Genomic DNA, 25,454 nt, shown 5'->3' with positions numbered 1-25,454 from the left:
CTTGCGCGTCAGAGTCTATCATGACAAGGAGGAGTTCGATTGTACTTTTCAAAAAAATCATTGGAACCAGTACCGGAAGAACAAACCAGCATCTGGACCTGCAGCACGGATCAGTGCTCTTGCTGGATGAGAGATAATTTTTCATTCGACGATAGTCCCGTATGTCCGATTTGCCATTCATCCATGGTCAAGGATTTAAAGATGCTCCCTACCTTATCGAACACAAGCAGCAGGCGATGAATCCGTTATGAAGCCACATGAAGCCCCGTAGCCCCCTCGAACGCCGAGGAGATACGGGGCTTTATTTTTACCACTCGGCGACGGTACCATCTTCCTGGCGCCAGATAGGATTCCGCCAGTTATGGCCGATTGCTGCCATCTCGCGAACCTTCTCTTCATTGATTTCAATGCCCAGCCCTGGCGCAGTCAAATTAGCGACATAACCAGCCTCATATTGGAATACCGCAGGATTTTTCAAATAGTCGAGCAGATCGCTGCCTTGATTATAGTGAATACCCAGACTTTGCTCCTGAATAAACGCGTTCGGCGAGCACGTATCCAGCTGCAGACAAGCGGCAAGCGCAATGGGCCCTAGCGGGCAATGCGGCGCAAGTGCAACATCGTAAGCTTCGGCCATAGCGGCAATTTTGCGGGACTCCAGGATGCCGCCTGCGTGCGAAACGTCGGGCTGGATGATGTCCACGTACCCTTGGGCTAGAAGTTCCTTGAAGCCCCAACGCGTGTACATGCGCTCGCCCGTTGCGATAGGGCAGGAAGTATGTAGGGCGATTTCGCGCAGCGCCTCATTGTTTTCAGGCAGGACAGGCTCTTCGATGAACATCGGCCTGAAGGGCTCGAGCTCTTTAACGATGATCTTCGCCATCGACTTATGCACACGGCCGTGGAAATCGATCCCGATGCCGACCTCCTTGCCCACCGCTTCACGAACAGCCGCAATGCGGGCGATCGCTTCATCCACCTTGCTTAACGAATCGATATAGTGCAGCTCTTCCGTGGCGTTCATTTTCACCGCGGTGAACCCCGCAGCAACCTGTGCCTTCGCCGCCTGCCCGACATCGCTCGGTCGATCGCCGCCGATCCAGCAGTAGACCCGCGTCTTATCGCGGCATGCGCCGCCCAATAAATCATAAATTGGCGCTTGGTAGAACTTTCCTTTGATATCCCAGAGCGCCTGCTCAATCCCCGATATCGCACTCGTCAGAATGGGACCTCCCCGATAAAAACCGCCGCGATACAGCACTTGAAAGATATCTTCAATTCGCATCGGGTCCTTGCCGATGAGATACTCGCTCATCTCCGTTACAGCCGCTGCGACCGTATCGGCCTTGCCTTCAACGATAGGCTCACCCCATCCAGTGATACCTTCATTCGTTTCGATTTTCAGAAATAACCAACGTGGCGGCACCTTAAATAGTTCCAACTTCGTAATCTTCATCGCAAACGTCCCCTCCGCATAGCAAGCTTTTTCAGGCTTAGGTGAATTTCGCTATGCAGTGGATGAGTTCCTTTGTTCACTACCAGGTGAAAGAGCCGATTTAAAAAAATGTTTACAGCATCACTTTCATCTGCTAAAATTTCCCATAGTTATTGTCAACCAAATATACGTTTAATAAGTTGACAATTAAAGTTAGGAACGTAGGTGATGATTTGTCCATTCATATTGAACGACTAGCAGCTTCGAATAAAGCACATCTTTGGCATCCCTTCACACAAATGAAGGACTATACGAGCGGAGAACCGCTTATCATCGAACGCGGACAAGGCGTCAAGTTATATGATGTGCACGGTCGAGCTTACTACGATGGTTTTTCTTCCGTATGGCTCAATGTCCACGGCCACAATGTCCCTGAATTAAATCAAGCCATCGTCGATCAGCTTGGTCAGGTTGCGCACTCGACCTTGCTGGGGATGGCGAACATCCCGGCGATCGAGCTGGCTGAGAAATTGGCGCGCATCGCCCCAAGGGGCTTAAACAAAGTTTTCTTCTCGGATTCGGGAGCCACTGGCGTGGAAATTGCGATCAAGATGGCCTTTCAATACTGGCACAATCTTGGCGTGCGTGGAAAATCATCGTTTATTACGATGAATCAAGCGTACCACGGCGATACAATCGGCGCGGTCAGCGTCGGCGGGATTCCACTGTATCAGGAGGTTTATCGCCCTCTTCTCTTCCCTTCGCATGCGATTCCATACCCGTCCGCGTACCCGCATAACGATGGCGAGGCGTCAGCGGGAGCGATGGAAACGACGCTAAACGCGCTCCGCACCTTGCTCGAAGCGCGAAGTCATGAAATCGCCGCTCTCTTGGTCGAGCCGATCGTCCAGGGGGCTGCGGGCATATTGGTCATGCCCCCAGGCTGCCTGAAAGCGATAGCCGAGCTTTGCCGCCAGCATCAGGTCCTGCTGATTGCCGATGAAGTCGCAACTGGCTTCGGACGTACGGGCGCCATGTTCGCTTGCGACTTGGAAGCTGTCGCCCCCGATCTTATGGTCGTCGGCAAAGGGCTCACAGGCGGATACTTGCCAGTTGCCGCAACCTTAGCAACTGACGAGATCTATAACGCGTTCTATGCGGATTACGAGGCGCAGAAAACGTTCTTCCACGGCCACTCCTTCACGGGCAATCCACTGGGCTGTGCTGTTGCTTTGGCGAGCTTGAAGCTGTTTGAAGAGCGGGACGTGCTGGCCAACGTGCGAAAAGGAGCCGCTCTCGTTGAACAAAAACTCGCAGTGTTGCAGGATCATCCCCACGTTGGCGACATTCGCCAAAAGGGACTCATGATCGGCATCGAGCTCGTGCGAGATCGGACGACGCGCAAGGCGTACCGATGGGAGGAACGCATTGGCGTTCGTACCGCCATGCGCGCGAGGGAGTTGGGCATGCTTACAAGACCGCTCGGGAATGTGATCGTCTTCATGCCTCCGCTAGCAAGTACGGAGCGAGAGTTAGCCGACATGTGCGACATTTTGATCAGCGCCATCCGTGACGTGACAGAAGGAGCATCATCGGTATGATCGCGAAGCCAGGTGTGTTCATCACAGGTACTGACACTGGCGTTGGGAAAACGCTGCTCACCGCCGCACTCTGCGCCGCATTTCGTGCGGAGGGCTTACATATCGGTGTCTGGAAGCCTGTCCAGTCGGGTGCACGACTGGGCAGCGGCTTAACGGACGGAGAACGACTGCTCGCCTACACGGGACTCCCTGAGTGGCCAGAGCGAGTAGCTCCCTTCACGTTCGAGGCCCCGCTTACCCCCATGCTTGCTGCCAAACAGGCTGGGGTGTCACTGACACTGCAAGAGATCGTCGCAGCGGGCCAGCCGCTTATCCAGAGCTACGACGGATTGCTCGTCGAAGGTGCTGGCGGGGTAGCCGTACCTCTCACGGAGGACACGCTCATCGCCGATTTTATCGCGGAACTGCGTCTTCCCGCTGTGCTTATCGCGCGTTCCGGACTCGGAACGATTAATCTTACGCTTTTAACAGCCGCTTATCTGCGGCAGCACGGCATTCCGATCCTCGGGGTCATTCTGAATGACGGCGAAGGGGCGGCTGGGCAAGTCGATGCCAGCGTCGAGAGCAATGCGGCGCTTATTGAACAGTACGGTCAACTGAGCGTGCTTGGCCGCTTTCCTCGTATCGACGGAGAAGTGACAGCGCAGACGTTGGTGCCCCTCGTTTGCGCAAACATTCAACTTGCGCCTATACGGGACGCCCTATTCGGGCGATAAATAGCTGCGCAATAAAGCTCATGGCGGATGTCAGCCGCAAGTCCATCAAGTAGCCGCCTGGCATGTGCACCAATCCGCCACTCCAAATACAAGCGGAACGTAGTTCCGCTAATTGCCCGAACATGCCGCAAAGTCGCCTTCCCACAGAACGTCGTTCCTCTATTTATCCAAAAATTTTCAACACTCTCCGTAAAACAGGCAAATAGCAAACTCACGTTCCGCCTACACGCCATAACGAACAAATTTCACAAAATACCGGAACCACGTTCCGTTTCGCACGCTGGAATTGCTTCAAAATCCCCTACACCCTACTTTAACTGGAGGTTGATTACTATGTTTACGATCGAAACGGATACGGACTGGCAAACACTTGCCCAGAAAGCATTGCGAGGCGAACCACTCACCCTTGAGGAAGGGCTCTCCGTACTCGATGCCGATAACACCGATATCCTGCCCCTCATGCAGGCGGCGTTCCAAGTGCGACACCACTATTACGGCAAAAAAGTAAAGCTAAATATGATTATCAACGCCAAGAGCGGGCTATGCCCCGAGGACTGCGGTTACTGCTCCCAGTCGATCGTCTCCACGGCACCTGTAAGTACACCTTGCTGGACAAAGAAACGCTGCTCGCGGGTGCCCGTGAGGCTTTGGCCCGCCAAGCTGGAACGTATTGCATTGTGGCTGCGGGCAAAGGCCCAACCGAGAAAGAGCTAAGCCAGGTCGTCGATGCCGTGAAGGAAATCCGCGAAACGATGCCGCTCAAAATTTGTGCCTGCCTAGGTATCCTCAAAGAAGACCAAGCGGCGCGTCTTGCCGAAGCAGGCGTTCATCGGTACAACCACAATTTGAATACGAGCAAAGCCAACTATCCTTCGATCACGACGACCCATACCTATGATCAGCGTGTGGAGACCGTGGAAAAAGTCAAAACCTACGGCATGTCGCCCTGCTCTGGCGTCATCATCGGAATGGGTGAGTCGGACCAGGAAATTGTGGAGATGGCCTTCGCCCTTCGCGAGATCGATGCCGACTCGATTCCGATCAACTTTCTCAATGCGATCCCTGGGACGCCGCTCGAAAACGCGGGCCGCACGCCCGCTATGAAAGCCCTGAAAGTACTGGCCTTATTCCGATTCATCTGTCCGACCAAAGAAATCCGCGTAGCCGGCGGTCGAGAGGTGAATCTGCGCTCCCTGCAGCCCCTCTCGCTATTCGCTGCGAATTCCCTTTTCGTCGGTGACTACCTCACTACTGAGGGCCAGGAAGTAACCGCCGATCACGCCATCATCGAGGATTTGGGGTTTGAAATTGAACTAAACGCGTTATAGGGTGGTGCACAGATCAATGGATTGGATGGAAAAAGAACTTCAGGACCTGCATGTCGGCTCAGCTAAGCGCCAATTACATAGGACGACCTCGCTCGCCCAGCAGCCAGGCTACGCCATTCGTGGAGCGCGGACGCTGCTCAACTTATCCTCGAACGACTATCTAGGGCTTGCTCAGCACCCTAAAATTGTAGAAGCAATGCGCGAGGCGCTTCTCTCCGATGGCGCAGGGGCCAGCGCTTCAAGGCTTGTGACAGGGAACCACCAGCCCTATGGGGAGCTTGAAGCTGCCATCGCAAACTGGCAGAACAGTGAGGCCGCCCTCGTGTTCGGCAGCGGCTATATGGCGAACGTAGGCGTCATCAGCGCGCTCGTCGGCCGAGGCGATGTCGTTTTCAGTGATGGGCTCAATCATGCGAGCATCGTGGATGGGGTCATCTTGAGTCGCGCTGAGCATGCAAGATATCGACATAACGATTTGAACCATTTGCGCGCCTTATTAGAAAAGCATCGTGACAAACGCAGAAAATTGATCGTGACTGACGCGATTTTCTCCATGGATGGGGACGCTGCCCGCTTGTCCGAGCTCGTCAGGCTCAAACGAGAATACGGCGCGATGCTGATGGTCGATGAGGCGCATGGCAGCGGCATCTATGGCAGACAGGGACAGGGATACTGTCACGCTTTGGGATTGCACGACGAAGTCGATGTCCACATGGGGACATTCAGCAAAGCCTTCGGCGTGTACGGCGCTTATGTGTGCGGCACTCATACGCTCATTGAGTGGCTCGTCAACAAGGCAAGAACATTGATTTATTCGACGGCCTTGCCTGCTGCAGTCGTGGTGGGGATTTCGAGTGCGCTGGAGCTTGTTCGTGCCGAGCATTGGCGCCGAGATCATCTTCTGACTCACAGCAAGAGCTTTCGCTCAGCCCTGCGGGACGCAGGGTTCAACGTCATCCCCGGCGACTCCCCCATTGTTCCTGTCATCGTAGGCGATAATGAAACAGCCTTGCAATTCAGCCATGCTCTAGAAAATGAAGGGATATTGGCCACAGCCATTCGTCCGCCAACGGTCCCTGCGGGTACTGCTCGGATACGTTTTAGCTTGTCTGCGGCACATACCGAAGAGCAATTGACCATGTCCCTAGGGATCATCGAACGCCTAGGACGGCAAATGGGGGTACTTGCATGATGCAACCATCTGTGAGCAGCACGATCCTCTGGTTAACGGGCTGGAGCATGCCTCCAATCGTGTTCGATCAGCTTCGCGCACTTCTGCCAGAATTCCAGCATGAATCTATCATCTATAGCACCGCTGACTCCCAAGAGGAGATGATTCAGCTAGTCGAAAAGGCTGCAGCAGCGCACTGTGATTGGCGCTCTGCCCCCGTGCTCATCGCGGGGTGGTCGCTTGGCGGATGCTTAGCGTTGCACCTCGCAACACAAGGACTTGCGGACGGCCTGGTGCTCTTCTCCGCAACAGCCAAGTTCACGCGCGCTAACGAGCAAAAGCATCTCGGCTGGGCTGATGCCTACCTGAGACGCATGATCACAGGGCTGAAGCAAGATCGGGAAGCGACGGAGCACGCTTTCCGACTGGCAGTGTGGCAGTCAGCCGACAGCGCTTCAGATCATAGCGACGCTATCGCGCCTGGTCAGTGGTCAACGCCTGCGCTTTTGGCAGGACTGGAAGCCCTGCGGAGCTTAAACCTTTTGCCAATGCTCCCTGGCATCAAGTGCCCTGTTCTGCTTGTACATGGCACAGAAGATACGATTTGTCCATTCCCAGCTGCCCAAGAGCTGCATAGCAATCTGCCTCACGCAACACTGCTTGCCGTCGAAGGCGGTGGGCATGCCCCCTTCCTCGGGAGTGCAGCTTGGGTTGCGGCATCCATAAGGAGCTGGTGGCATGACAGATAGCCAAACCGCGATTCAGCGGCAATTTGACCGGAGTGCAGCTGGCGCCTACGATGCGCATGCCCATGTGCAGCGCAGCATGGCAAACGCGCTTCTCCAATCGCTTAAAGGACGGCTGCCGGCATCAGGGGTTCGTACGTCTGACATTCTGGAAATTGGCTGCGGAACGGGCTATGTGACGGAGAAGCTCCTAACTGAATTAACCGAGCCACCCCCCGCTTCAATCACGGCTGTCGATCTCGCGCCTGCTATGCTGGCGGCTGCGCAGCAACGGATCCAGCGTGTGAGCGCACAGCGTGGAGATCTAGCCGAGCAAAGCAAGACGCAAGTCCAGTTCCTGCTCGAGGACGTCGAGCTCTGGGCAGCGAATGCTGCACCAGCTTCGTTCGACATTATCATATCGAATGCTTGCTTCCAATGGCTGCGCGATCCGCAGCGAACGCTTGTCAGCCTTCGTCGATTACTTCGACCAGGCGGTGTGATTGCTTTTTCAACTTTTGGCCCCGAGACGTTTCACGAATTACACCAAGCTTTCGCCAAGGCTTATTGTGCCAATGGCCTGACGCCACAGCGCCACGGCAAATCTTTCCCTTCTGGGGACGCATGGGATCGTTTGCTCCAAGCAGCAGGCTTTTCAGATCGCGCATTTGAACAGTGGTTACACGTGGAGGAGCATGCTTCGGTCAGCGATTTTCTCCATGCCGTTAAGGCGGTGGGCGCAAGCACGTCCGAGGCTTCACCTTCGCGAGGGCTCGGATCACGCCGGCTTTTTACCCAGATGTATGGGCATTATGAGCAGGCGTTCAGCAGCCCGAAAGGCATTCGTGCAACGTATGAGGTTTATCTTTTTCTAGCACAGGAATAAATTGACAAATACTAGAAAAGATCGTATAGTCAAACCAGGAAATCCACTAGGGGCGCCCGTTATGGGCTGAGACACAGGCTGATGCCTTGGTCCCTTTGAACCTGATCTGGGTCATGCCAGCGTAGGAAAGTGGGAATGTACGTGCGAAATAGGACGTGAATGTGCAGCCATTCGGCTCTACATGCCACTGTCCTTGTTTAAGCTTAGCTGCGCCCGTTGCAGCTCGGTTTAGAAGCTGAACGCGACATCCACCGCCCTTTCGTTGGGGCGGTTTTTTTGTTGTTCGCCTCAGCGGAAGTCGGTAGGAAGATGGATAAGCATAAGTACGCATTCAGCGCATAGCATCAGATCCGCGTCAGCTAGGGGTTTCCCATCACTCATGGGAGGTTAAATGAAATGACAATGATGACAACGCCGCTGCCTGGCAGCCGCAAAGTGTATGTAAAGGGGCAGCGCGGTGATGTGCTTGTGCCGATGAGGGAGATTGCTTTATCGCCATCGACTGGACGAGGCGGCGAGCAGGAGAACGAACCGATCCGCGTGTACGATGCTAGCGGACCTTATACCGATCCAGATTATGTTGCCGATGTTCGAAAGGGGCTTCCCCCTCTTCGCAAATCTTGGATTGAGGAGCGCGGCGATGTGGAGGCGTATGCTGGACGGGTCATCCTGCCGATCGACAACGGCTTCGTTTCGGAGGAACTGGTCCAGAAGCGAGGCGTCGAGGCTTTTCCCTGTCCCCAGCACATGCCGCTTCGCGCGGTCAATGGCGGTAATGTAACACAGCTGCATTACGCGCGCCAAGGCATTATCACGCCAGAAATGGCGTTTATCGCCATTCGCGAAGGGCTGGAGCCCGAATTCGTCCGTGGCGAAGTCGCCGCTGGGCGTGCGATTATTCCGGCTAATATTAATCATCCCGAGTGTGAACCGATGATTATTGGGCGTCATTTTCATGTCAAAATCAATGCCAATATCGGCAACTCTGCCGTCGCTTCCTCGGTCGAGGAAGAAGTGGAGAAAATGACGTGGGCGATCCGCTGGGGCGCCGATACGATTATGGACCTTTCGACTGGTAAAAATATTCATACCACACGCGAATGGATCGTGCGTAACTCCCCAGTCCCCGTCGGGACGGTGCCGATCTATCAAGCGCTGGAGAAAGTCGATGGCAAAGCCGAGAATCTCAGCTGGGAGGTTTTTCGCGATACGCTGATTGAACAGGCCGAGCAGGGTGTTGACTATTTTACGATACATGCGGGGGTCTTGCTGCGCTACATTCCGCTGACCGCGGGGCGCGTCACAGGCATCGTTTCCCGGGGCGGATCGATCATGGCGGCATGGTGTTTGGCGCATCATCAGGAGAATTTTTTGTACACCCATTTCGAAGAAATCTGTGAAATCATGAAAAAATACGACGTCTCCTTCTCCCTCGGCGATGGTCTCAGGCCGGGCTCGATCGCGGATGCCAATGACGAGGCGCAATTCAGTGAGCTTGCCACGCTTGGCGAATTAACGAAAATCGCCTGGAAGCACGATGTTCAGGTGATGATCGAGGGTCCTGGCCATGTGCCTATGCATATGATCAAAGAGAACATGGACAGGCAGCTTGAGGTTTGTCAGGAGGCGCCGTTCTATACGCTTGGCCCGCTCACGACGGACATTGCCCCTGGCTATGACCATATTACCTCGGCCATTGGGGCCGCGATGATCGGATGGTTCGGCACCGCTATGCTGTGCTACGTTACACCGAAGGAGCATCTCGGACTGCCGAACAAGGAAGATGTGAAGGAAGGGGTCATTACGTACAAAATCGCTGCGCACGCCGCCGATCTGGCTAAAGGTCATCCCCGCGCTCGTCTTCGGGATGATGCGCTTTCGAAGGCACGCTTCGAGTTCAGATGGCGCGACCAGTTCTACCTCTCGCTCGACCCTGAGCGGGCCATGGCCTACCATGATGAGACGCTGCCAGCCGACGCGGCCAAGTCCGCGCACTTCTGCTCCATGTGCGGACCGAAGTTCTGCAGCATGCGCATCACGCAGGATATCCGCGACTACGCCGCCGAGCACGGACTCGAGACACAGGAAGCGATCGAAAGCGGCATGAAAGAGAAAGCCGACGCTTTCCGATCGGCGGGAGGGTCGATCTACTAGATAGGAAAAAAGTGCCAGAAGTCCAATGGACTTTTCTGGCACTTTTATTTTGACTCTAAGCTATACGCGGAAGCGCTCAACTGCTGAAGTTAAGGTGCCCATGACGACCTGCAGCTCTAGCGCTTTTTCATGCATATTGGTGAACATGTGCAGCTGACTTTCGACGCTTGACAGCACTTCTTCTGTGCCCGCAGCCGTCTCTTCCGTTGGAAACTTCCGAAGCTCTCGTTTTGTACTCGACCATGTTGATCTCCAGCGTTCGAACGGCCTCCGTCCCGACGCCTTGAATGGACTGAATCTGAACGTTCGTTTCATCCAGATCCTTCGCCTGGCGCTTGGTTTCCTCAATAAATGCAGCGGGTCGCCAGTTTCACGTCGCCTTCGGATGCACCATATCCTCCGCCCGAACGTAGCTGTCGAACTGCTCGGCTGTCAAATAGCCGCTGCGCACCGCTGACTCTTTTAGCGTCAGCCCTTCTTTGTGCGCTTGCTTCGCAATGCTGGCTGCCTTCTCATACCCGATATACGGGTTGAGCGCCGTGACCAGCATGAGCGATTGCTCCAAATTGCGCTGAATGACTGCGCGGTTCGGCTCCATTCCTGCGAGGCAATGGTCATTGAATGAGCGCATACTATCCGCTAGCAGCCGCACGGACTGCAGGAAGTTGTGTATGATCACGGGCTTGAACACGTTCAGCTCGAAATTGCCCTGGCTGGCGGCGAAGCCGATGGCCGCATCGTTGCCCATCACCTGGCACACGACCATCGTCATCGCTTCGCTCTGCGTGGGGTTGACCTTGCCTGGCATAATCGAGCTGCCGGGCTCGTTCTCCGGGATCGTGATTTCACCGATCCCGCAGCGGGGGCCGCTCGATAGCCACCGAACATCGTTGGCTATCTTCATCAAGTTCGCCGCCAGCGCTTTGAGCGCCCCGTGGGCGTATACGATCTGATCATGGCTGGTCAGCGCATGATACTTGTTTTCCGCCGAGACGAAGCGTGTACCCGTCTCGCGGGTCAGCGCTTCGGCGACGCGCGCGCCGAACTCGGGATGCGCGTTCAGCCCTGTGCCGACGGCGGTGCCGCCGATCGCCAGCTCGCGCATCGTATCGACGGCGCTGCGCACCATGCGCGCCGTCGTGTCCAGCATCGCCCACCATCCGCTAATCTCCTGCCCCAGCGTCAGCGGGGTGGCGTCTTGCAGGTGGGTGCGGCCGATCTTAACGATGTCGGCGAAGGCCGACATCTTGGTGTGGAGCGTTGCCTGCATCAGCTCCAGCGCAGGCAGCAGCTCTTGCTCTACCGCGATGACGCCAGCCACGTGCATCGCGGTCGGGAACGTATCGTTCGAGCTCTGCGAACGATTCACGTCATCGTTGGGATGGATGCGTGCGCCATCTCCCAGCAGTTCACTGCCTCGGTGAGCGATCACCTCGTTGACGTTCATGTTCGACTGCGTCCCGCTGCCTGTCTGCCAGACGACAAGCGGGAACTCGTCGTTCCAGCGGCCCTGCACGATTTCGTCTGCCGCCGTCGCAATGGCCTCCGCTTTCTCAGGCGGGAGCCCGCCGAGATCGCGATTCACGTGAGCCGCTGCTTTCTTCAGCAGCGCAAAAGCGCTGATCAACCGTGGCGGCATGCGCTCAGTGCCTATTTTAAAATTTTCAAAGCTGCGCTGGGTCTGAGCCCCCCACAACTTATCCACAGGCACTCTGATTTCACCCATGGTATCTCGTTCCACGCGATATTCTTGGGTCATGATTATCCTCCTCGATCCATCCAATTTCAGCTTAGTTTGCCCAGATCTGGAAGCCTTATGAGCAACTGCTGGTTATCCAATCAACGGACGCGATATAATGGTGATATCTCACGGATTAACCGGCTGCGCCGACCGTGCCGGCGCAGCGCCGTTAGGGCCCGAAGCAGCCCTGTAATAATGGGGTAAGCTTCGCTAAGCTCACCACAATCTCAATTACAAAGGAGACCTCACCTATGGAAACGACGCTCGATATCATCGTCCGCTCTACGGAGATTGATGTGAATGGGCATGTGAATAATGCGAAATATTTGGAGTATCTCGAGTGGGGGCGTGAAGAGTGGTATGAAGCCTGCTCGCTGTCTTACGAGACCTTTGGTGCGCTCGGTATTCAGACCGTCACCGTCAATATCAACATCAATTATCGCAAAGAGTGCAAGCAAGGCGAACACTTAAGCGTCAGCTGCCGGCCAGCGAAGATGGGGCGTTCCAGTTATGTTTTGCAGCAGGAGATTCGCAATGGGCAAGGTGAACTTTGCGCGGATGCGCTTGTCACCAGCGTCACGATGGATAGCACAACCCGTACAAGCCGAGAGGCTCCGGAGGAGTTGCGGAAATTTTTCACCTCGAAAGATGAGTAACAGAACAGGAAACAAGCGTTGGCGCATTTAGAACGAATTCGGAATTTCATAAATCTGCATTTCTACATAGTGTTTGTGGATAACTTCTGTCCGATCGGCGTCGGAAGGCCGTCCATGCTGGTCATGTTTTTGTTCTGCCAGTACGCCAGCAATCCGTCGTCACCCTGCTTAGCTGCCCAATTCTGCAGCGTGTTCCGTTCCCCTTCATACGTGTAAAAAGGAATGCTGTAACCGCAGGAAGATTTCACCTCGTGGATCTCGACGACCATGATTTGACGCACGCCTGGCAACGGGTTGAACCGTGGCGCAAGCTGCGCCCACTCCGAGGAGTCTTGGAGCACGACGCGCCCCTTCCCATATAGCCGCAGAATTTGTGGTGGCCCTTGGGTAGCCATGAACATGACGGTGATCCGGCCATTTTCCGCTAGATGTGCACTAGTCTCATTCCCGCTCCCTGTCAGATCCAGATAAGCGACTTCTGTGCTGGATAGGATCCGAAACACATCGTGCCCCTTCGGCGAAATATTAACATGCCCCTCGGCAGACAGCGGTGCTGATCCTACGAAAAAAATATGCTGATTCGCAATAAAAGCCTCATGCTCCGGCAGGAGCGCTTCAAATGATTTCCCCACGTTTCCTCAACACCTTTCCATTTTCTTCTATTATGCGCCTCTCTACGCTATTTGTGAAATACGTAAATGATGCATCTTTTATAGGAAATTCCTATGAGAAGTCGGTTAATACCTTTATTTCATTTTGCATATTTTGGCGCCATCCGAGGGATACTCAGTTAGTTGAATCTAAGCCTATGCTTACGATGCCAGACTACTGGTGAAAACGTGAAGCAAATGCTTACGAAGCTAGTTTTCTAACGAAAACTTTAAGGAGGTGATCGTACCATGTCAACGACGAACAGTAATGACGACGTAGTCAGTCATGCGATTAATGCCGCTGAAGCGAATGCTGAGGACAGCCAAGCTAAGCAGCAGGTTGAGCAATTGTCTTCTATTCTGCAAAGCGCAACAACGAATGCCAGCGATGAGGACAACGCTGCACAGGAATAATTCGCTCCGTTGTTTCGAAGTGACAAAGAGCTTTCCCCTACGCCAGCGGCGTCATGGGAAAGCTCTTTGCTTTTGAACAAGTGTAGCTGCATCGGATTCCTCGGTTTCATTGAACCAAACGCCCAGTTTTTGAATATGGTGTACCAAAAACGTAGGGATGATGACCATGACCGACTTAGAACTGGAACACCAGCCTGTCAGTATACAAACGTATCAAGTGCTGGATAAGAACATAAACCTGATGTACCCCGCTGTCATTCACTTAACCCCCGTCGCTGTGCAGCATGAGATGAATACAACGATCGTAAATGCTGTGAATAAGCAGCTGCACGATCAGGGCTACCACGAGAATCCCATGACCGAAATCACCGCGTATTACGAGCTCAAAACGAATGAACGCCGCGTGCTCAGCTTATCGTTGATTAACTATGCCTTCTCGGGCGGCGCGCATGGGCTTACAATTCAGAAATCGCTAACGTTCAGCACGGCAACGGGCAAAAGCTACACGCTTCAAGAGCTATTCAAGCCAGGCAGTGATTATGTCACCGTTCTAAGCGCCATGGTTGCCGCTGAGATCAAACGGCGTGACATTCCATTATTAGTCGAGTTCAAAGGCATTCGCCCTGATCAGGATTTCTATATTGCCGATAAATCGCTCGTAATTTATTTCCAACTCTACGAACTCGCCGCTTATGTGTATGGATTCCTGTACTTTCCGATTTCCATCTATGCGCTGCAGAACATCATTGCCGAGGACGGTCCTCTGGGTAAAATGATGTATTAACCCGCTAAACGCAGACTATCACCTGTCGGCTGAATTTGCCTTTGTTTACCGTGCAGCGTGCCTCGATGTCGAACCCAGCTTGAGCCAGGAGCGGATCGATCTGCTCCGTGGTGATGATTACCGCACGCAGCGCCAAGCGCCTGGCGCTGCGAAGCATCTCCAACTGCTCGTCCTCGGGCAGCTTGGAGCAGAGATTGTACGGCATGTCCAGGATGAGCGCGTCGTAGCTGCCTGGCGCTGTCGCCAGCGTCCGCATGTCGGCTAGCGTGACCACATTCGGCATGCCGAAGTGGTCGAGATTCACCCGCGCGCCGCGCACGGCCAGTGGGTTCAGGTCGTACCCCACGATGTCGATTCCCATCGACATCGCCTCCACCAGCACCGTGCCGATGCCGCAGCACGGGTCAATGACCCGCGTGCCCGCCACCTCGGGCACGGCGATGTTCACCACCGCCCGCGCGACGCGCGTCGGCAGGGCGGTGGAGTAGTTCTGCGGCTTCTGCTGATGCCGAAGCCAGACGGCTTCGCCGTAGCTGCATTCGCCGAACAGCCAGCGGCTGTCCAGCTCCGTCACGGCGAACCATTGCTCCGGCCTGCGCATCTCGGCCTTGCCGCGCAGCCCACGCCCCAGTTCGCGCTCGACGTCTCGCTGGCGGTCATAGCTGACCGCCGCGTTCGTCTCCGCGAACACGACCTTGAACGTTGACCCGCGAAGGGTCAACGTATGTAGCTGCGAGGCCAGTTCCGGCACACTGCCGGCCTCGTAGCGCACATCCAGCCGCAGCTTCAGGAACGGGCTGCGGCTCGGCTCGATCTTGCGCGCGCTGACGGCGTAGCGCGCGCCGATCTCCGCCGCTGCGCCCAGCAGCGTGCGCAGCTCCAGCTCGCACAGCGCCTGCTCATCCTCATGGCAGGCGTATACATACACATATTCTTTGCATCTATATTCCATATCCGATCCCTGTCCCTCACTTCATGTCATCCGTCTATTGTACCTGTTGTAAGGTGATTTTTCACCCTTACAGAGGGTGCGCTCTCATCAGGCGGAACGTCAGTCTCTTATGTAAGCGAAATCCTTTGTAATTTGCTTTGGACGGAACGTAAGTGCGTTATTTCCCAGATTTTCGCTGTTTTTGTCCATTTTCAGGCAAATAGCGTACATATGTTCCGCTTACACGTGAAACTAACGAATTCCGCAATTTTAGCGCACCTACGTTCCGCTCATAGCGTTCCCTATCGCCCCTCGCTCCTACGTTCGCAACACAAAGAGGCCCCCACTCGCCATTTCCCATGGCAGTATCGACCTCTCTAATCGTGCATGTTATACGTGTTGATACCCCATTACTTATCTGCTCGCCCGTCCGCATCATCGGGAGCTTTGCCTTGCTCATCTACCACATGGCCGTCAATATCGATAATATCCTTACTGCTCACTGCATCCTCACCGAGGAAATCCCTCAGCCTACTCTTCGCTTTCCGTTTAACTTCGTCATCAATGCTCTTTGAAACGGCGGCCAAGGCAAAACCTAACGCGCTTAAATCATCGACATAGCCCACAATGGGCAGCAAATCAGGAATCAAATCCAGTGGCAGGATAAGGTAGCCCAAGGTGCCATAAATTTGAACCTTCGCGCGGAGCGGAGTTTTCGGACTTTCCACCGCATAAAAGAGCAGCAACCCGCTATATATCACCTTACTGCCAGCTTGTTTGGCAACCTTTTTCAACTTGGACCAAAAGCCGTCAATTGAGAAATATTTCTCATATTTGGAAGGATTCATTCTGGGACCACTCCATTCCACTCGTCTATCTCTATTCTACACTTTAATCTTCGATACGACATCCTGAAGATGCCACTCTCATCTTTTATTGGATAAAAACCGCTCTTCCATACGCCCCCCTGGGTGAATGATCCTGTAATTCATCTGCAACACATCGGGAATCGATTTACTCCGCTTCTTTCTCAGGACTTGCTCGAATACACTGATTATAGTTGCTTGTATCGGGCAACACTGGGTAATAGATGGAGGTGATTGGCTGTGGCACAAATTCAAGTGCGCGATGATGGTCCTTTGCTCGCAACGGGTGTAACCTTAGTTGATGGTGAGGGCAAGCCCATGGAAACGAAGGAATCTATTTATCTATGTCGTTGCGGGTTATCGGATAACAAACCATTCTGCAATGGGGCACATAAAGGGAAATTCGAGAGCAAGGTGCGGGCCTAGCTTTCGTTAACTCTCTTTGATCCAAATGAGCAAGAGCTCTTCTCCAGCAGTTCACGCTGCAACGGGAAGAGCTCTTTTTGCAAAATAACCCCTAGCCAATCTAAAGAAACTCCCTAGGCAATTCTCGGTCAATCCGTTATCTTGTTACAACTACCATTATGCAGCAAGAAACGGGGACCTCCACATGTCAGCTTTGATGAACAAACTTTCCGCCATTCGTCTGCCCTTCTGGGTCATGTTTATGAACACGTTCAGCATGGCAGTCGGGTTCTATATGATGATTCCGCTCTTAGCTTCTTATCTCTTGAACGACGTCATGCTGACGGTCACCATGGTCGGACTCATTTCAGCGATTCGCAGCTTTAGTCAACAAGGGCTCTCTGTGCTTTGCGGCACACTCGCTGATAAGCTCGGGTATAAACGAACGATTCTCATCGGGTTGTTCATCCGTTCCTTCGGTTTTGCACTGTTCGGCTCCGTCGACAGCACGCCAGGCTTGATCGTGGCCTGCTTCTTCTCTGGCTTAGGCGGCTCGCTCTTCAACCCAGCAAGTTATGCGTATTATGCCTCACTCTCTACCGCCAATAACCGCATTACCATCTATGCGATAAGAGAAATGCTTAGCAATATGGGCTTCGTAGTCGGGCCTGTCTTAGGCGCGTTACTGATGGGATTTCATTTCAAATATGTCAGTGTCGCCGCTACGCTCATTTTCGTCTTTTCCTTTTTCTTCAGCCTGCTATTCCTACCTGCGATCCAAAGCGAGCAATCTCGCAAAACGTATACGGGCATCTGGCCACAGATGCGAACCGTGCTCAACAATCGCCCTTTTCGGCGATTTATGATCTTCACCCTGATTTCCTGGTCCTTGGTAACCCAGCTCTATATCGCCGTGCCATTTCGCATGAATCAGCTCGCTTCTGATGCCAACATCGGCCTAATCTACAGCTGCGGGGCGATCGTGATGGTGCTTCTGCAAGTTCCCTTAACCAAGCTAGGGCATGCTTATTTGCCACCTTTTAGCGTGATGTCCTTAGGCACCTTGCTGCTAGCGGGGGGATTATTCACTACAGGGCTCTCTGGCTCGATTGTCGGCATCTACGCAGGCGTTATTGCCTTCATGATCGGACAGGTTTTCCTGCAGCCGATGATGAATACGATGGTATCCAATTATGCCGGCGATGAGCAAGTTGCTTCTTATTTCGGCTTTAACTCCTTCGCCCTATCCCTTGGAGCCATCCTTGGAAATGTAGGAGGCGGCTATCTGTATGATCTAGGGGATGCACTGGGTTGGCCAGCATTGCCTTGGGTTTGTTTCTTGTTGTTTGGACTTGTGAATATATTGTTCATGCTAAAGGAACAAGGCTTCTCTAACCACCATCGAACGCAGCCATAACTTCCTCAATATAGATGTCCTGCTCGCCTACATAATAATGCTTTACATCATCTTTCAACTCCTGAACTCTTGGGTCATGAATGAAAAATTCCAAGGCTTCCTTCGTTTCAAAATACAAATGAAACACATACGAATGCACAGGTGTAGTTCCATCTGCGAAGACAGGATCTTTCTGACTTCATACTTGGAAGCGCCCATTTCAAGCACGGCCTTTCGGGACAACACAGCGACATGGTGATGCAAATAGTCGATGACACTAGCGATAGTGTCAATTAGAGAACAAACGAAAAAGGACACCCTCTAAACCGACGCCGGCTAGCGGAATGTCCTTTCTCTTTTACCCACCAAGCTACGTCACCCGACGGCTCCAAGCTGTCTTAACACATCGATGACTGCCGTATTGTCTTGCTGCTTAGCCAGATCGATCGGATATACGCCGCCGTCTGACTTCGCATTCACATCCGCACCGTATTCGATCAGCAGGCGAATGAGCCCCGCTGTATCTTTATGAAAAGCTGCCACATGCAGCGCTGTATGTCCATTGCTATCGACGATTGTCGGTTTGGCGTGGTGCTTCAGCAGCAAGCCGATGACAGGCAGACTCCGTTCTCCCGCGATTGCCGCGTGCAGCGCAGTGTTCGATGGGATATAGCTGACGCGGGAATGAGAAACCGCATTGACCTCAGCGCCATTTTCCAACAGCAGCTTGACGACTTCTTCTTGACCGAAATGCGCAGCAAAGCCCAGCAAGGTCAGTCCATCGCTATTTTCCGCATTGGCGAGGGATAAATCCATGTCCAGCAAATCCTTTACATGGTTGGCATCGCCAGTGCGTGCTGCGGTAAAAATCTCATTGATCATGACCAGATGGCCTCCTTATGAGTAGTTATTTTGTTCAATTCGACGGAGAACCATAAATTCCCTTTTAAACGTAAAAAGACCTCTATCCCTGCCTCGGCCGACTCCGTGCCTCTTTCAAATAAGCAAGCACATTCCTCTCCTCAGCACGATTGTAGGCAAAATGCAGATGGTCCGCAACCTCACGGGCCGCAGCACGAAACAGTTCACACATGGCAAACAGCGCGTCCCAAATATGCGCATAGCTCGCATCCGAATACGTCGCTGTGTAAGCCTTCCATTCGGCAGCCGTCAGATAGCTTTGCATGTACTTGCCGCATTTGCCGGCACTCATCGTAAAACCAAACCGCATTGCGATTTTCCACTCCAGCATTTGAATGAGGACATTGCGGTTGATTTGCTCATACATGACCATTACGTAAGGCAACTCTTCGCGCCAGAGCCCCTTTGCAATATTCAAACTGATCCACCAGAACTCATTGCAGCTCCCTTGAAAAAGCTTCTCCGTTGGCCGCTGAATATGGTAACTGCTGTCGCTTGCCGCGGGGAATGGACCGAGAGTATCGTCCTTATCCAAAAGCAAAACGCTCAAGCTATCCGGCTTCAAAAGCTGCTGCCGCAGCGCAACGGGTATGAGCGTAAGATCGATGCGATTGCCATCCATGAATTGCATGAGATACACAATGCGCTCCGTCGGCTCAGCGGGGTACATCTCATTTTCGTCTGGCATCTGCAGGATAAGCCGCTCCCCAAAACGATCAATCCAGCCAGGATCGGCTCCGAAGGAATCTGTCTCCTCTACGAAATAGACGATATCATAGTCCTGAAACACATCCCTCGGCACGTTCGGGTTGGCACGCGATCCGTTCAGCATCACGCCGCGGATTCGCTCGTCCTGCTTCGCTGTGTCGAGGATGAGGGACATCATTTGTTGTTCCGTTCGCATGGGTGAGGGGCCTCCTTTGAACTTCTTGCTTTACAAACATGCAGTAGTTCCAACATAACACAAACTAGGAGGATTGGCTCATTCTACGCTATAGGTGATTAATGAAGATAACGGATAAAGACAAAAAGACCCCCAAAAAGGGAGTCTTGTGATTGAAAGAATGAAGCAGCTTACTTGCTGATGCGCTTAGTCGGGAGGAGTTAGTCGAAATTATCGACTAATTCGCAGGCAAACGAGCCTACCCAGCCAAAGTTAGTCCAAAAATTCGACTAACTCGCCCAGCACAGCCACCAAACCAAACACCGTCAACATCGCGCCCGAGACGCGGTTGATCCAAAGAAACGCTGCGCCCTTGATCCGTTCCCGCAGCAGTCCGACAAGAACGCTCAAAAGCAGCCACCACATGGCTGAGCCCGTGAACACGCCAACGACAAGCGAGATAGCTGACGCATAGCCAGCCTCCGTGCTGCCGCCCAGCCCAAGACCTGCGAAAGCGCCGACGAACGACATGATTGTCATCGGGTTCGTAATCGTGAGCAGCAGTGTGGACGCATACGATTTGAACAGCGTGTCCCCCGTTGCTTTAGCCGCTTCGACAGCGGGCTTAGAGCGGAACGTTTGCACGCCGAGATACACCAAGAATAGGCCGCCAACGAGTTGGAGGATCACCTTTTGATCCAGCAGAAAGCTCGTAATCAGCGTCAAGCCGAACCCTGCGATGAACCCATAAATCGCGTCTGCCGTGGCAGCGCCCAGCCCTGACAGGAAGCCGTGCAAACGGCCCAATGTCAACGTTCTACGCATACACAGAATGCCGATCGGACCCACGGGCGCTGCGATGGAAAAGCCCAGCAGGATCCCTTTTAACAATGGAATCAGCAATTAAAACACCTGCTCACCATCGTAGGTCGCGATTTTCTTGTAGAGATCTGGACGACGATCTCGGAAAATACCCCATTCGATACGCTGAATTTCTAGTTGATCTAGGTCAAAAGAAGCCACAAGCACCGTTTCTTCGTCACGGCCCGCTTCCTCAACCAGATTGCCCTGCGGGCCTGCAATGAACGAAGAACCGTAGAAGTTGATGCTGGAATCCTCATCCTCTTCCTTGCCAATGCGATTCGATGCGATAACCGGCATCAAGTTGCACGCCGCGTGACCGCGCATGCACATTTGCCAGTGATCTTTCGAATCAATCGAACCGTCTTGCGGCTCGGAGCCGATCGCCGTTGGGTAGAACAGCAGCTCCGCCCCCATAAGTGCCATCACGCGCGCAGCTTCAGGGTACCATTGATCCCAGCAAACGCCTACGCCGATCTTTGCGTAGCGTGTTTTCCACACCTTGAAACCCGTGTCGCCAGGGTTAAAATAAAACTTCTCCTCATACCCTGGACCGTCGGGGATGTGGCTTTTGCGGTAGGTGCCCATCACGGTGCCGTCCGCATCAATCACAGCAAGCGAGTTGTAGCGTGCGTAGTTCTTTTTCTCATAAAAAGAGATCGGCAGAACGACTTGCAGCTCTTTGGCAATCTCACGGAAATGATTGATCGCTTTATTCTCCTCTAGCTCCGTTGCGAAGCGGTAGTAGTCGTTTTTCTCTTTTTGGCAGAAATACGGCGTTTCGAACAGCTCTTGAATCAAAATAATTTGCGCTCCTTTGGCCGCGGCTTCACGAACCAATTTTTCCGCTTTGCGGATGTTATCCTCTATATTGTCGGAACAGCTCATTTGCGTTGCTGCTACAGTTACTTGTCTCATTGAAATATCATCCTTTCTTGCCCGCTGGCATTTGCTGCGTGGTGCAGTGAACATTGCCGCCTTCTTTAATAATGGACATGCCGTCAATCGTACGAATTCTACGTTCTGGGAACGTCGCCTGAAGCACCTCAATCGCCTTGCGATCCGTCTCCTCGGCTGTACCGCCGAACACTGGCAGAATGATGCCGCCATTCACAAAATAAAAATTCAAATAGCTCAGCGTCAGACGCTGCTCTTCAAAGAATGTAAGCGGTGGCTGCTCGATTTGGATAATTTCGAAGGAGCGGCCTTTCGCATCCCTCGCATTTCGGAGAATCTCCAAATTCTCCTGCGTAATCGCATAGTTGGCATCCGACGGATCGTTGCAGACTTGCAGAATGATTTTGCCTGGCGCCGCAAAGCATGCAATGTTATCCACGTGACCGTCCGTCTCGTCGCCGTCCAAGCCTTTGTTCAACCAGATGATTTTCTCCACGTTCACGAAATTTCGGACATGCTCCTCAATCTCCTCGCGGCTAAGCTCAGGATTGCGGTTCGTGTTCAACAGACATTCTTCTGTCGTCAAAAGAGTGCCCTCCCCATCCACGTGGATGGAACCGCCCTCCATCACGAGCGGAGCGTCATAACGCTTCACACCATGGTGCTCAGCAATTTGCGCGGCTACGCTATCATCCAGATCCCAAGGCGCATATTTGCCGCCCCATGCATTGAACTTCCAATTCACTGCGGCAATTTCTTGCTCAGCGTTCAAAACGAACGTTGGTCCGTTGTCACGGAACCAAGCGTCATTGTGCGGAATTTCGAGGAAATCCACATTGGACTCTGTGAACATTGCCTTCACTTGCGCAGCGTCGGAAGGATTCACAACCACCGTCACAGGCTCAAACTCCGCGATGGCTTTCGCCAAATCCGCATAGCCTTTCGTTACTACCGAGTAATCCTCGGGATACACCATGGAGGCTTGTACAGGCCAAGAGATAAACGTGCGCTCATGTTCCGCCCATTCGGCGGGCATGCTGTAATTGTGGTCTTTGGGTTTTGTCATTATGCGTCATCTCACTTTATCTATAAAATTAGTTTATGGCATTAAGGAATAGATATTGATTCATAAGGTTAAATAAACATCGCTTCTCATCATAACGCAAATGACGTCTTCGCTCAATGTAAATAGGTAGTAATATTTTGATAACTTTTAATGAAAAATAGGAGAGGATTCCACAAACTAAGTATCAGGAAGGACGAAGCAAATCATGGCAACTGTTCTGCATATCACCGCACATCCTCATGATCATCAAACCTCCTACAGCATGGCTGTTGGCAAAGCCTTTATCGATGCCTATCGGGAGGCCAATCCCCAGGATGAAGTGATTCCCATTGATTTATATCGTGTCCAAGTGCCGCACATTGATGCCGATGTGTTCAGCGGGTGGGGCAAATTGCGCAGCGGGCAGGAATTCTCCACCTTAACAAGCGACGAAAGCGCTAAGGTTAACGCCATTAACGGATTCACCGAGCAGTTCATCGCGGCGGATAAATATGTGTTCGTCACACCCATGTGGAACTTCTCGTTTCCCCCTGTGATGAAAGCTTATCTGGATGCGCTCTGCATCGCTGGCAAAACGTTCAAGTACACGGAATCCGGCCCTGTTGGCCTGCTCAATGGCAAAAAAGCACTCCACATCCAAGCCCGCGGCGGTGTTTATTCAGAAGGACCTGCAGCGCCAATGGAGTCGGGGCATCGCTATATCGGAATTATTATGGGCTTCTTCGGTATCCCTGATCTGCAAGGTCTTTTCGTCGAGGGGCATAACCAGTTCCCGGATAAAGCTGCCCAAATCAAGGCGGACGCAATCAAGCGTGCGGAAGAGTTAGCGAGAACGTTCTAACCAAAGAGGGGCTTTCTCAGGTAGTTTATCTACTTGAGAACAGCCCCTTCTGCATTAGCGCTATGAGATAAATAGGGATAGGTTAAAACTAACCCAACGATGTATAAGAGTACTGCGATGTAAACAGGCAACAAATGCACGAAATCCGTGTATCCGATATGGGCATGCACGTAAAGTCCCGCTGTAAAGCCAGGAATTCCTCCCCACAGGAACGTCCACCACAGCCAGCCCTCCCCGGGATTGATGCCCCACAATGCCGAAGCCGTTATCGCCACAGCTAATGAAAATAGCGCACCGCCAAAGCCCGCACGATCATGCGCGATCAGCGGGATGAGGCTTTCACTCCAAGTAGACAATTGATCCCTGCTAATACCTAGGTATGTCAAATCCGTGGACACAAATACGTCAGTGATCCCCACCGCGGATATCGTAAGTCCTCCAATTCCTAATCCGAAGCCCAACACGACCAAGCAGCACTGCCCCCATTGCGCCCGAAGCCACACACGATCATTGTGCAGATTAGGTTGTTTGCGGGAAGGGCGATCTTTTAACCCCCGCAGGGTAAGTAGAAACATCGGAAGCAGCACGACAGCCACAAGAGCATGAAGCGGATCGAAATAGCCATAACCGAGATATAAAAAGAAAGAGCTAAACCCCACGACACAGGAAGAAATGACAGCTGTGCGAGCCCAATGCAAGCCATAACGCAAGCCGTGATTCGCCAGCTGATAATAGAAAATGCCGATGGAGATCATCGTCCCTGCCAACGTAATGCGGTCATGCGACATGAAATGTAAGAGATGCGCGTTCCATCGCATAACCTCACTGCGTGATTTCCCCAAAAAGACTTCGTCATAAGGAAGCAGCACACTGGTCGCGGCAATGAACCACGCAAGAATACCGCCGATGATCATCCCCAGACCGAGCAGACCCATCCACCCCCAATTGGCCCAAAAAGAAGGTGTGCTGTCCTCATCATGGTTATCTGCGGTGTCGTCAAAAGATGAGGACGCGATGCGATCATACAGAATCGCCTCGTTAATGCGCTTCGGCAGGCCTGGCCCTGCATAGACCAGCCCGCTATGCAGCATAACGCTGTTCGCGCCAGCCGCCAGCAGATCGGTCGCGTCCTGCGGCTGGTGCACGCCGCCAGCCGCCACAATCGCACTGCGCTCGCCCAGCGCCTCGCGCAGCCCCCGGACCGTGCTCAGCTGCGCGCTGAGCACAGCAGCGCCGCCGCCGACACGCTCGCGGCGAGAGCCCGGCTCCCGCTGCGCGTCGCCGAGGACGACACCGCTGAAGCTGCGCGCGGTGTCCAGCCAAGCCCGTAGGGGGACCCCCTGCGGCACATAAAGCAGCACCGGCTTGCCTGGGGCAGCCGTGTGAGCAAGCTGGCGTACCTCGGCGAGGTACGCCAAAGCCGTCTCCGATGGCCAGCCTTCGGCGAGGCCATCGAGCACGAACCCCGCCGCGTACGGCGCCAGCTTGAAGAGCAGCTCCTGCTGCTCTTCAAGCGCTTCGCGTGGCGAGCTCCCCGGCATCGGCCGCAGCCGCACGAAGTGCGGCAGTCGATGCCCCGTGCCCTTGCGCAGGCGCGCTAGAACCACGTCTGCGCCGTCGTTGACATAGCCATCGGGGTACACGATGGCTTCTTCTTCCGCCGCGCGCTCGATGGGCGCGGCGCTATGAACAGCTCGGACCGTGACGGGTCCGAGCTCGATGAAGCCGAGCCCGAACTGGGCGAGGGCTCGGTGTGCGGTGCCGTGCGGGTCCAGCCCGCCGCTGAGGCCCACGGGGCAGGCGATTGGCACGCCTGCCAGATCATCCTGCAGAAGTGGCGACATTTCCATGTGGCCCATCGTGCGAATAACGAAGGTGCCGCCAGGTATGCGGCTCAACCCGCCAATGGCCCGCAGCGTAAGATCCCTCGCTTGGCGCCCGCCAAGCTTGAACAGCAGCGGCTTAAATAACGTATGATACGACCAATCGGGCATAGGCCGCCTCCTCTGTTGGATATATTCTCCAGTATAGCGTGTATCCCCTGACCTAGCTATAGGTTGCGCCTCGCACCCCAAACAAGCCAAAAAAACGACAGCATCTCTGCTGTCGCTCTTCTATAATTCCTT

General features: G+C 53.5%; 27 protein-coding genes, 1 pseudogene and 1 riboswitch. Of the genes and pseudogenes, 14 read left to right on the top strand and 14 right to left on the bottom strand.

Annotation, left to right across the window (positions count from 1 at the left end; all coding sequences use genetic code 11):
- Window positions 1-39: 39 nt before the first annotated feature.
- Window positions 40-240 (top strand): cold-shock protein, encoded by a 201-nt coding sequence (locus MJB10_RS01970; protein ID WP_314801158.1) that lies wholly within the window; start codon window positions 40-42, stop codon window positions 238-240.
- Window positions 241-307: 67 nt separating this feature from the next.
- On the opposite strand, the gene dgoD is transcribed toward MJB10_RS01970, so the two are convergent.
- Window positions 308-1,456 (bottom strand): galactonate dehydratase, encoded by a 1,149-nt coding sequence (gene dgoD / locus MJB10_RS01965; protein WP_314801155.1) that lies wholly within the window; start codon window positions 1,454-1,456, stop codon window positions 308-310.
- Between the two features lie 185 nt (window positions 1,457-1,641).
- On the opposite strand from dgoD, the gene bioA reads away from it, so the two are divergent.
- Together bioA and bioD are read left to right on the top strand one after the other, a co-directional pair.
- A complete protein-coding gene (bioA, locus tag MJB10_RS01960) occupies window positions 1,642-3,036 on the top strand; it encodes an adenosylmethionine--8-amino-7-oxononanoate transaminase (protein ID WP_397386608.1) in 1,395 nt (464 codons plus the stop codon).
- A complete protein-coding gene (bioD, locus tag MJB10_RS01955) occupies window positions 3,033-3,752 on the top strand; it encodes a dethiobiotin synthase (protein ID WP_314801153.1) in 720 nt (239 codons plus the stop codon). Before bioA ends, bioD begins: the two co-directional genes overlap by 4 nt.
- On the opposite strand, the gene MJB10_RS01950 is transcribed toward bioD, so the two are convergent.
- Window positions 3,724-3,876: a hypothetical protein gene (locus MJB10_RS01950; protein ID WP_314801150.1), complete on the bottom strand. Its 153-nt coding sequence runs from the start codon at window positions 3,874-3,876 to the stop codon at window positions 3,724-3,726. The two genes, bioD and MJB10_RS01950, sit on opposite strands and share 29 nt — an antisense overlap.
- Before the next feature lie 209 nt (window positions 3,877-4,085).
- Here MJB10_RS01950 and bioB point away from each other — a divergent pair.
- From bioB to thiC, 5 genes and pseudogenes are all read left to right on the top strand, one after another.
- A pseudogene (gene bioB / locus MJB10_RS01945) lies at window positions 4,086-5,080 on the top strand (biotin synthase BioB).
- Between the two features lie 16 nt (window positions 5,081-5,096).
- Entirely contained in the window at window positions 5,097-6,272 is a 1,176-nt protein-coding gene (gene bioF / locus MJB10_RS01940) for an 8-amino-7-oxononanoate synthase (RefSeq protein ID WP_314801148.1), read from the top strand.
- Entirely contained in the window at window positions 6,269-7,000 is a 732-nt protein-coding gene (locus tag MJB10_RS01935) for an alpha/beta fold hydrolase (protein WP_314801145.1), read from the top strand. Before bioF ends, MJB10_RS01935 begins: the two co-directional genes overlap by 4 nt.
- Window positions 6,990-7,862: a malonyl-ACP O-methyltransferase BioC gene (gene bioC / locus MJB10_RS01930; protein ID WP_314801143.1), complete on the top strand. Its 873-nt coding sequence runs from the start codon at window positions 6,990-6,992 to the stop codon at window positions 7,860-7,862. Before MJB10_RS01935 ends, bioC begins: the two co-directional genes overlap by 11 nt.
- Window positions 7,863-7,900: 38 nt before the next feature.
- Window positions 7,901-8,007: riboswitch (TPP riboswitch) on the top strand.
- Window positions 8,008-8,258: 251 nt separating this feature from the next.
- Complete coding sequence (gene thiC, locus MJB10_RS01925; protein ID WP_314801140.1) at window positions 8,259-10,016, top strand: phosphomethylpyrimidine synthase ThiC; 1,758 nt, start codon at window positions 8,259-8,261, stop codon at window positions 10,014-10,016.
- 60 nt (window positions 10,017-10,076) lie between these two features.
- Here thiC and MJB10_RS01920 read toward each other — a convergent pair whose 3' ends face one another.
- Both MJB10_RS01920 and fumC read right to left on the bottom strand, forming a co-directional pair.
- Window positions 10,077-10,331: a hypothetical protein gene (locus tag MJB10_RS01920; protein ID WP_314801137.1), complete on the bottom strand. Its 255-nt coding sequence runs from the start codon at window positions 10,329-10,331 to the stop codon at window positions 10,077-10,079.
- Window positions 10,332-10,386: 55 nt separating this feature from the next.
- On the bottom strand, window positions 10,387-11,775 hold the full coding sequence (fumC, locus tag MJB10_RS01915; protein ID WP_314801135.1) for a class II fumarate hydratase: 1,389 nt from the start codon (window positions 11,773-11,775) through the stop codon (window positions 10,387-10,389).
- Between the two features lie 233 nt (window positions 11,776-12,008).
- On the opposite strand from fumC, the gene MJB10_RS01910 reads away from it, so the two are divergent.
- Window positions 12,009-12,413: an acyl-CoA thioesterase gene (locus MJB10_RS01910; RefSeq protein WP_314801132.1), complete on the top strand. Its 405-nt coding sequence runs from the start codon at window positions 12,009-12,011 to the stop codon at window positions 12,411-12,413.
- A gap of 62 nt (window positions 12,414-12,475) precedes the next feature.
- Here the strand turns inward: MJB10_RS01910 and MJB10_RS01905 are convergent, their stop codons facing one another.
- Window positions 12,476-13,045, bottom strand: coding sequence for a pyridoxamine 5'-phosphate oxidase family protein (locus MJB10_RS01905; RefSeq protein WP_314801130.1), 570 nt, complete (start codon window positions 13,043-13,045; stop codon window positions 12,476-12,478).
- 267 nt (window positions 13,046-13,312) lie between these two features.
- Between MJB10_RS01905 and MJB10_RS01900 the strand changes: the two genes are divergently transcribed.
- Complete coding sequence (locus MJB10_RS01900; protein ID WP_314801128.1) at window positions 13,313-13,477, top strand: hypothetical protein; 165 nt, start codon at window positions 13,313-13,315, stop codon at window positions 13,475-13,477.
- Window positions 13,478-13,643: 166 nt separating this feature from the next.
- Window positions 13,644-14,261, top strand: a complete 618-nt coding sequence (locus tag MJB10_RS01895; protein ID WP_314801125.1) for a DUF3298 and DUF4163 domain-containing protein — start codon at window positions 13,644-13,646, stop codon at window positions 14,259-14,261.
- Window positions 14,262-14,265: 4 nt separating this feature from the next.
- Here the strand turns inward: MJB10_RS01895 and MJB10_RS01890 are convergent, their stop codons facing one another.
- Both MJB10_RS01890 and MJB10_RS01885 read right to left on the bottom strand, forming a co-directional pair.
- The gene (locus tag MJB10_RS01890; RefSeq protein WP_314801122.1) at window positions 14,266-15,213 is read right to left on the bottom strand and encodes a TRM11 family SAM-dependent methyltransferase; all 948 of its coding nucleotides are present in this window, start codon (window positions 15,211-15,213) and stop codon (window positions 14,266-14,268) included.
- Between the two features lie 389 nt (window positions 15,214-15,602).
- Window positions 15,603-16,040: a YkvA family protein gene (locus MJB10_RS01885; RefSeq protein ID WP_314801120.1), complete on the bottom strand. Its 438-nt coding sequence runs from the start codon at window positions 16,038-16,040 to the stop codon at window positions 15,603-15,605.
- A gap of 252 nt (window positions 16,041-16,292) precedes the next feature.
- Here MJB10_RS01885 and MJB10_RS01880 point away from each other — a divergent pair, with 252 nt between their 5' ends.
- Together MJB10_RS01880 and MJB10_RS01875 are read left to right on the top strand one after the other, a co-directional pair.
- Window positions 16,293-16,484, top strand: a complete 192-nt coding sequence (locus MJB10_RS01880) for a CDGSH iron-sulfur domain-containing protein (RefSeq protein WP_314801116.1) — start codon at window positions 16,293-16,295, stop codon at window positions 16,482-16,484.
- A 184-nt stretch (window positions 16,485-16,668) separates the two neighbouring features.
- Window positions 16,669-17,880, top strand: a complete 1,212-nt coding sequence (locus tag MJB10_RS01875; protein WP_314801113.1) for an MFS transporter — start codon at window positions 16,669-16,671, stop codon at window positions 17,878-17,880.
- On the opposite strand, the gene MJB10_RS01870 is transcribed toward MJB10_RS01875, so the two are convergent.
- The 6 genes from MJB10_RS01870 to MJB10_RS01845 form a co-directional block, all read right to left on the bottom strand.
- Complete coding sequence (locus MJB10_RS01870) at window positions 17,855-18,007, bottom strand: hypothetical protein (protein ID WP_314801111.1); 153 nt, start codon at window positions 18,005-18,007, stop codon at window positions 17,855-17,857. The genes MJB10_RS01875 and MJB10_RS01870 overlap by 26 nt on opposite strands.
- A gap of 227 nt (window positions 18,008-18,234) precedes the next feature.
- Complete coding sequence (locus tag MJB10_RS01865) at window positions 18,235-18,741, bottom strand: ankyrin repeat domain-containing protein (protein WP_314801108.1); 507 nt, start codon at window positions 18,739-18,741, stop codon at window positions 18,235-18,237.
- Window positions 18,742-18,823: 82 nt separating this feature from the next.
- The gene (locus MJB10_RS01860) at window positions 18,824-19,684 is read right to left on the bottom strand and encodes an aminoglycoside 6-adenylyltransferase (RefSeq protein ID WP_314801107.1); all 861 of its coding nucleotides are present in this window, start codon (window positions 19,682-19,684) and stop codon (window positions 18,824-18,826) included.
- 252 nt (window positions 19,685-19,936) lie between these two features.
- The gene (locus MJB10_RS01855) at window positions 19,937-20,563 is read right to left on the bottom strand and encodes a LysE family translocator (protein ID WP_397386607.1); all 627 of its coding nucleotides are present in this window, start codon (window positions 20,561-20,563) and stop codon (window positions 19,937-19,939) included.
- Between the two features lie 3 nt (window positions 20,564-20,566).
- Complete coding sequence (aguB, locus tag MJB10_RS01850) at window positions 20,567-21,442, bottom strand: N-carbamoylputrescine amidase (protein WP_314801102.1); 876 nt, start codon at window positions 21,440-21,442, stop codon at window positions 20,567-20,569.
- 7 nt (window positions 21,443-21,449) lie between these two features.
- Window positions 21,450-22,487, bottom strand: coding sequence for an agmatine deiminase family protein (locus MJB10_RS01845; RefSeq protein ID WP_314801100.1), 1,038 nt, complete (start codon window positions 22,485-22,487; stop codon window positions 21,450-21,452).
- Window positions 22,488-22,692: 205 nt separating this feature from the next.
- On the opposite strand from MJB10_RS01845, the gene MJB10_RS01840 reads away from it, so the two are divergent.
- Window positions 22,693-23,328: an FMN-dependent NADH-azoreductase gene (locus MJB10_RS01840; RefSeq protein WP_314801098.1), complete on the top strand. Its 636-nt coding sequence runs from the start codon at window positions 22,693-22,695 to the stop codon at window positions 23,326-23,328.
- A 29-nt stretch (window positions 23,329-23,357) separates the two neighbouring features.
- Here MJB10_RS01840 and MJB10_RS01835 read toward each other — a convergent pair whose 3' ends face one another.
- Complete coding sequence (locus MJB10_RS01835) at window positions 23,358-25,412, bottom strand: dihydroorotate dehydrogenase (protein ID WP_314801096.1); 2,055 nt, start codon at window positions 25,410-25,412, stop codon at window positions 23,358-23,360.
- Between the last annotated feature and the right edge of the window lie 42 nt (window positions 25,413-25,454).

Source organism: Paenibacillus sp. MBLB1832 (assembly GCF_032271945.1).
GTDB lineage: Bacteria > Bacillota > Bacilli > Paenibacillales > NBRC-103111 > Paenibacillus_E > Paenibacillus_E roseopurpureus.
Note: the sequence above shows the minus strand (reverse complement) of the source record. Positions and strands in the feature narration are given on the sequence as shown.

Bases quoted from the DNA above. Each gene is read 5' to 3' on its own strand.
- dgoD (WP_314801155.1), bottom strand. From the start codon at position 1,456: ATGAAGATTACGAAGTTGGAACTATTTAAGGTGCCGCCACGTTGGTTA.
- bioD (WP_314801153.1), top strand. From the start codon at position 3,033: ATGATCGCGAAGCCAGGTGTGTTCATCACAGGTACTGACACTGGCGTT.
- MJB10_RS01950 (WP_314801150.1), bottom strand. From the start codon at position 3,876: ATGTTCGGGCAATTAGCGGAACTACGTTCCGCTTGTATTTGGAGTGGC.
- bioF (WP_314801148.1), top strand. From the start codon at position 5,097: ATGGATTGGATGGAAAAAGAACTTCAGGACCTGCATGTCGGCTCAGCT.
- MJB10_RS01935 (WP_314801145.1), top strand. From the start codon at position 6,269: ATGATGCAACCATCTGTGAGCAGCACGATCCTCTGGTTAACGGGCTGG.
- bioC (WP_314801143.1), top strand. From the start codon at position 6,990: ATGACAGATAGCCAAACCGCGATTCAGCGGCAATTTGACCGGAGTGCA.
- thiC (WP_314801140.1), top strand. From the start codon at position 8,259: ATGACAATGATGACAACGCCGCTGCCTGGCAGCCGCAAAGTGTATGTA.
- MJB10_RS01920 (WP_314801137.1), bottom strand. From the start codon at position 10,331: ATGAAACGAACGTTCAGATTCAGTCCATTCAAGGCGTCGGGACGGAGG.
- fumC (WP_314801135.1), bottom strand. From the start codon at position 11,775: ATGACCCAAGAATATCGCGTGGAACGAGATACCATGGGTGAAATCAGA.
- MJB10_RS01910 (WP_314801132.1), top strand. From the start codon at position 12,009: ATGGAAACGACGCTCGATATCATCGTCCGCTCTACGGAGATTGATGTG.
- MJB10_RS01900 (WP_314801128.1), top strand. From the start codon at position 13,313: ATGTCAACGACGAACAGTAATGACGACGTAGTCAGTCATGCGATTAAT.
- MJB10_RS01895 (WP_314801125.1), top strand. From the start codon at position 13,644: ATGACCGACTTAGAACTGGAACACCAGCCTGTCAGTATACAAACGTAT.
- MJB10_RS01890 (WP_314801122.1), bottom strand. From the start codon at position 15,213: ATGGAATATAGATGCAAAGAATATGTGTATGTATACGCCTGCCATGAG.
- MJB10_RS01885 (WP_314801120.1), bottom strand. From the start codon at position 16,040: ATGAATCCTTCCAAATATGAGAAATATTTCTCAATTGACGGCTTTTGG.
- MJB10_RS01875 (WP_314801113.1), top strand. From the start codon at position 16,669: ATGTCAGCTTTGATGAACAAACTTTCCGCCATTCGTCTGCCCTTCTGG.
- MJB10_RS01865 (WP_314801108.1), bottom strand. From the start codon at position 18,741: ATGATCAATGAGATTTTTACCGCAGCACGCACTGGCGATGCCAACCAT.
- MJB10_RS01860 (WP_314801107.1), bottom strand. From the start codon at position 19,684: ATGCGAACGGAACAACAAATGATGTCCCTCATCCTCGACACAGCGAAG.
- aguB (WP_314801102.1), bottom strand. From the start codon at position 21,442: ATGAGACAAGTAACTGTAGCAGCAACGCAAATGAGCTGTTCCGACAAT.
- MJB10_RS01845 (WP_314801100.1), bottom strand. From the start codon at position 22,487: ATGACAAAACCCAAAGACCACAATTACAGCATGCCCGCCGAATGGGCG.
- MJB10_RS01840 (WP_314801098.1), top strand. From the start codon at position 22,693: ATGGCAACTGTTCTGCATATCACCGCACATCCTCATGATCATCAAACC.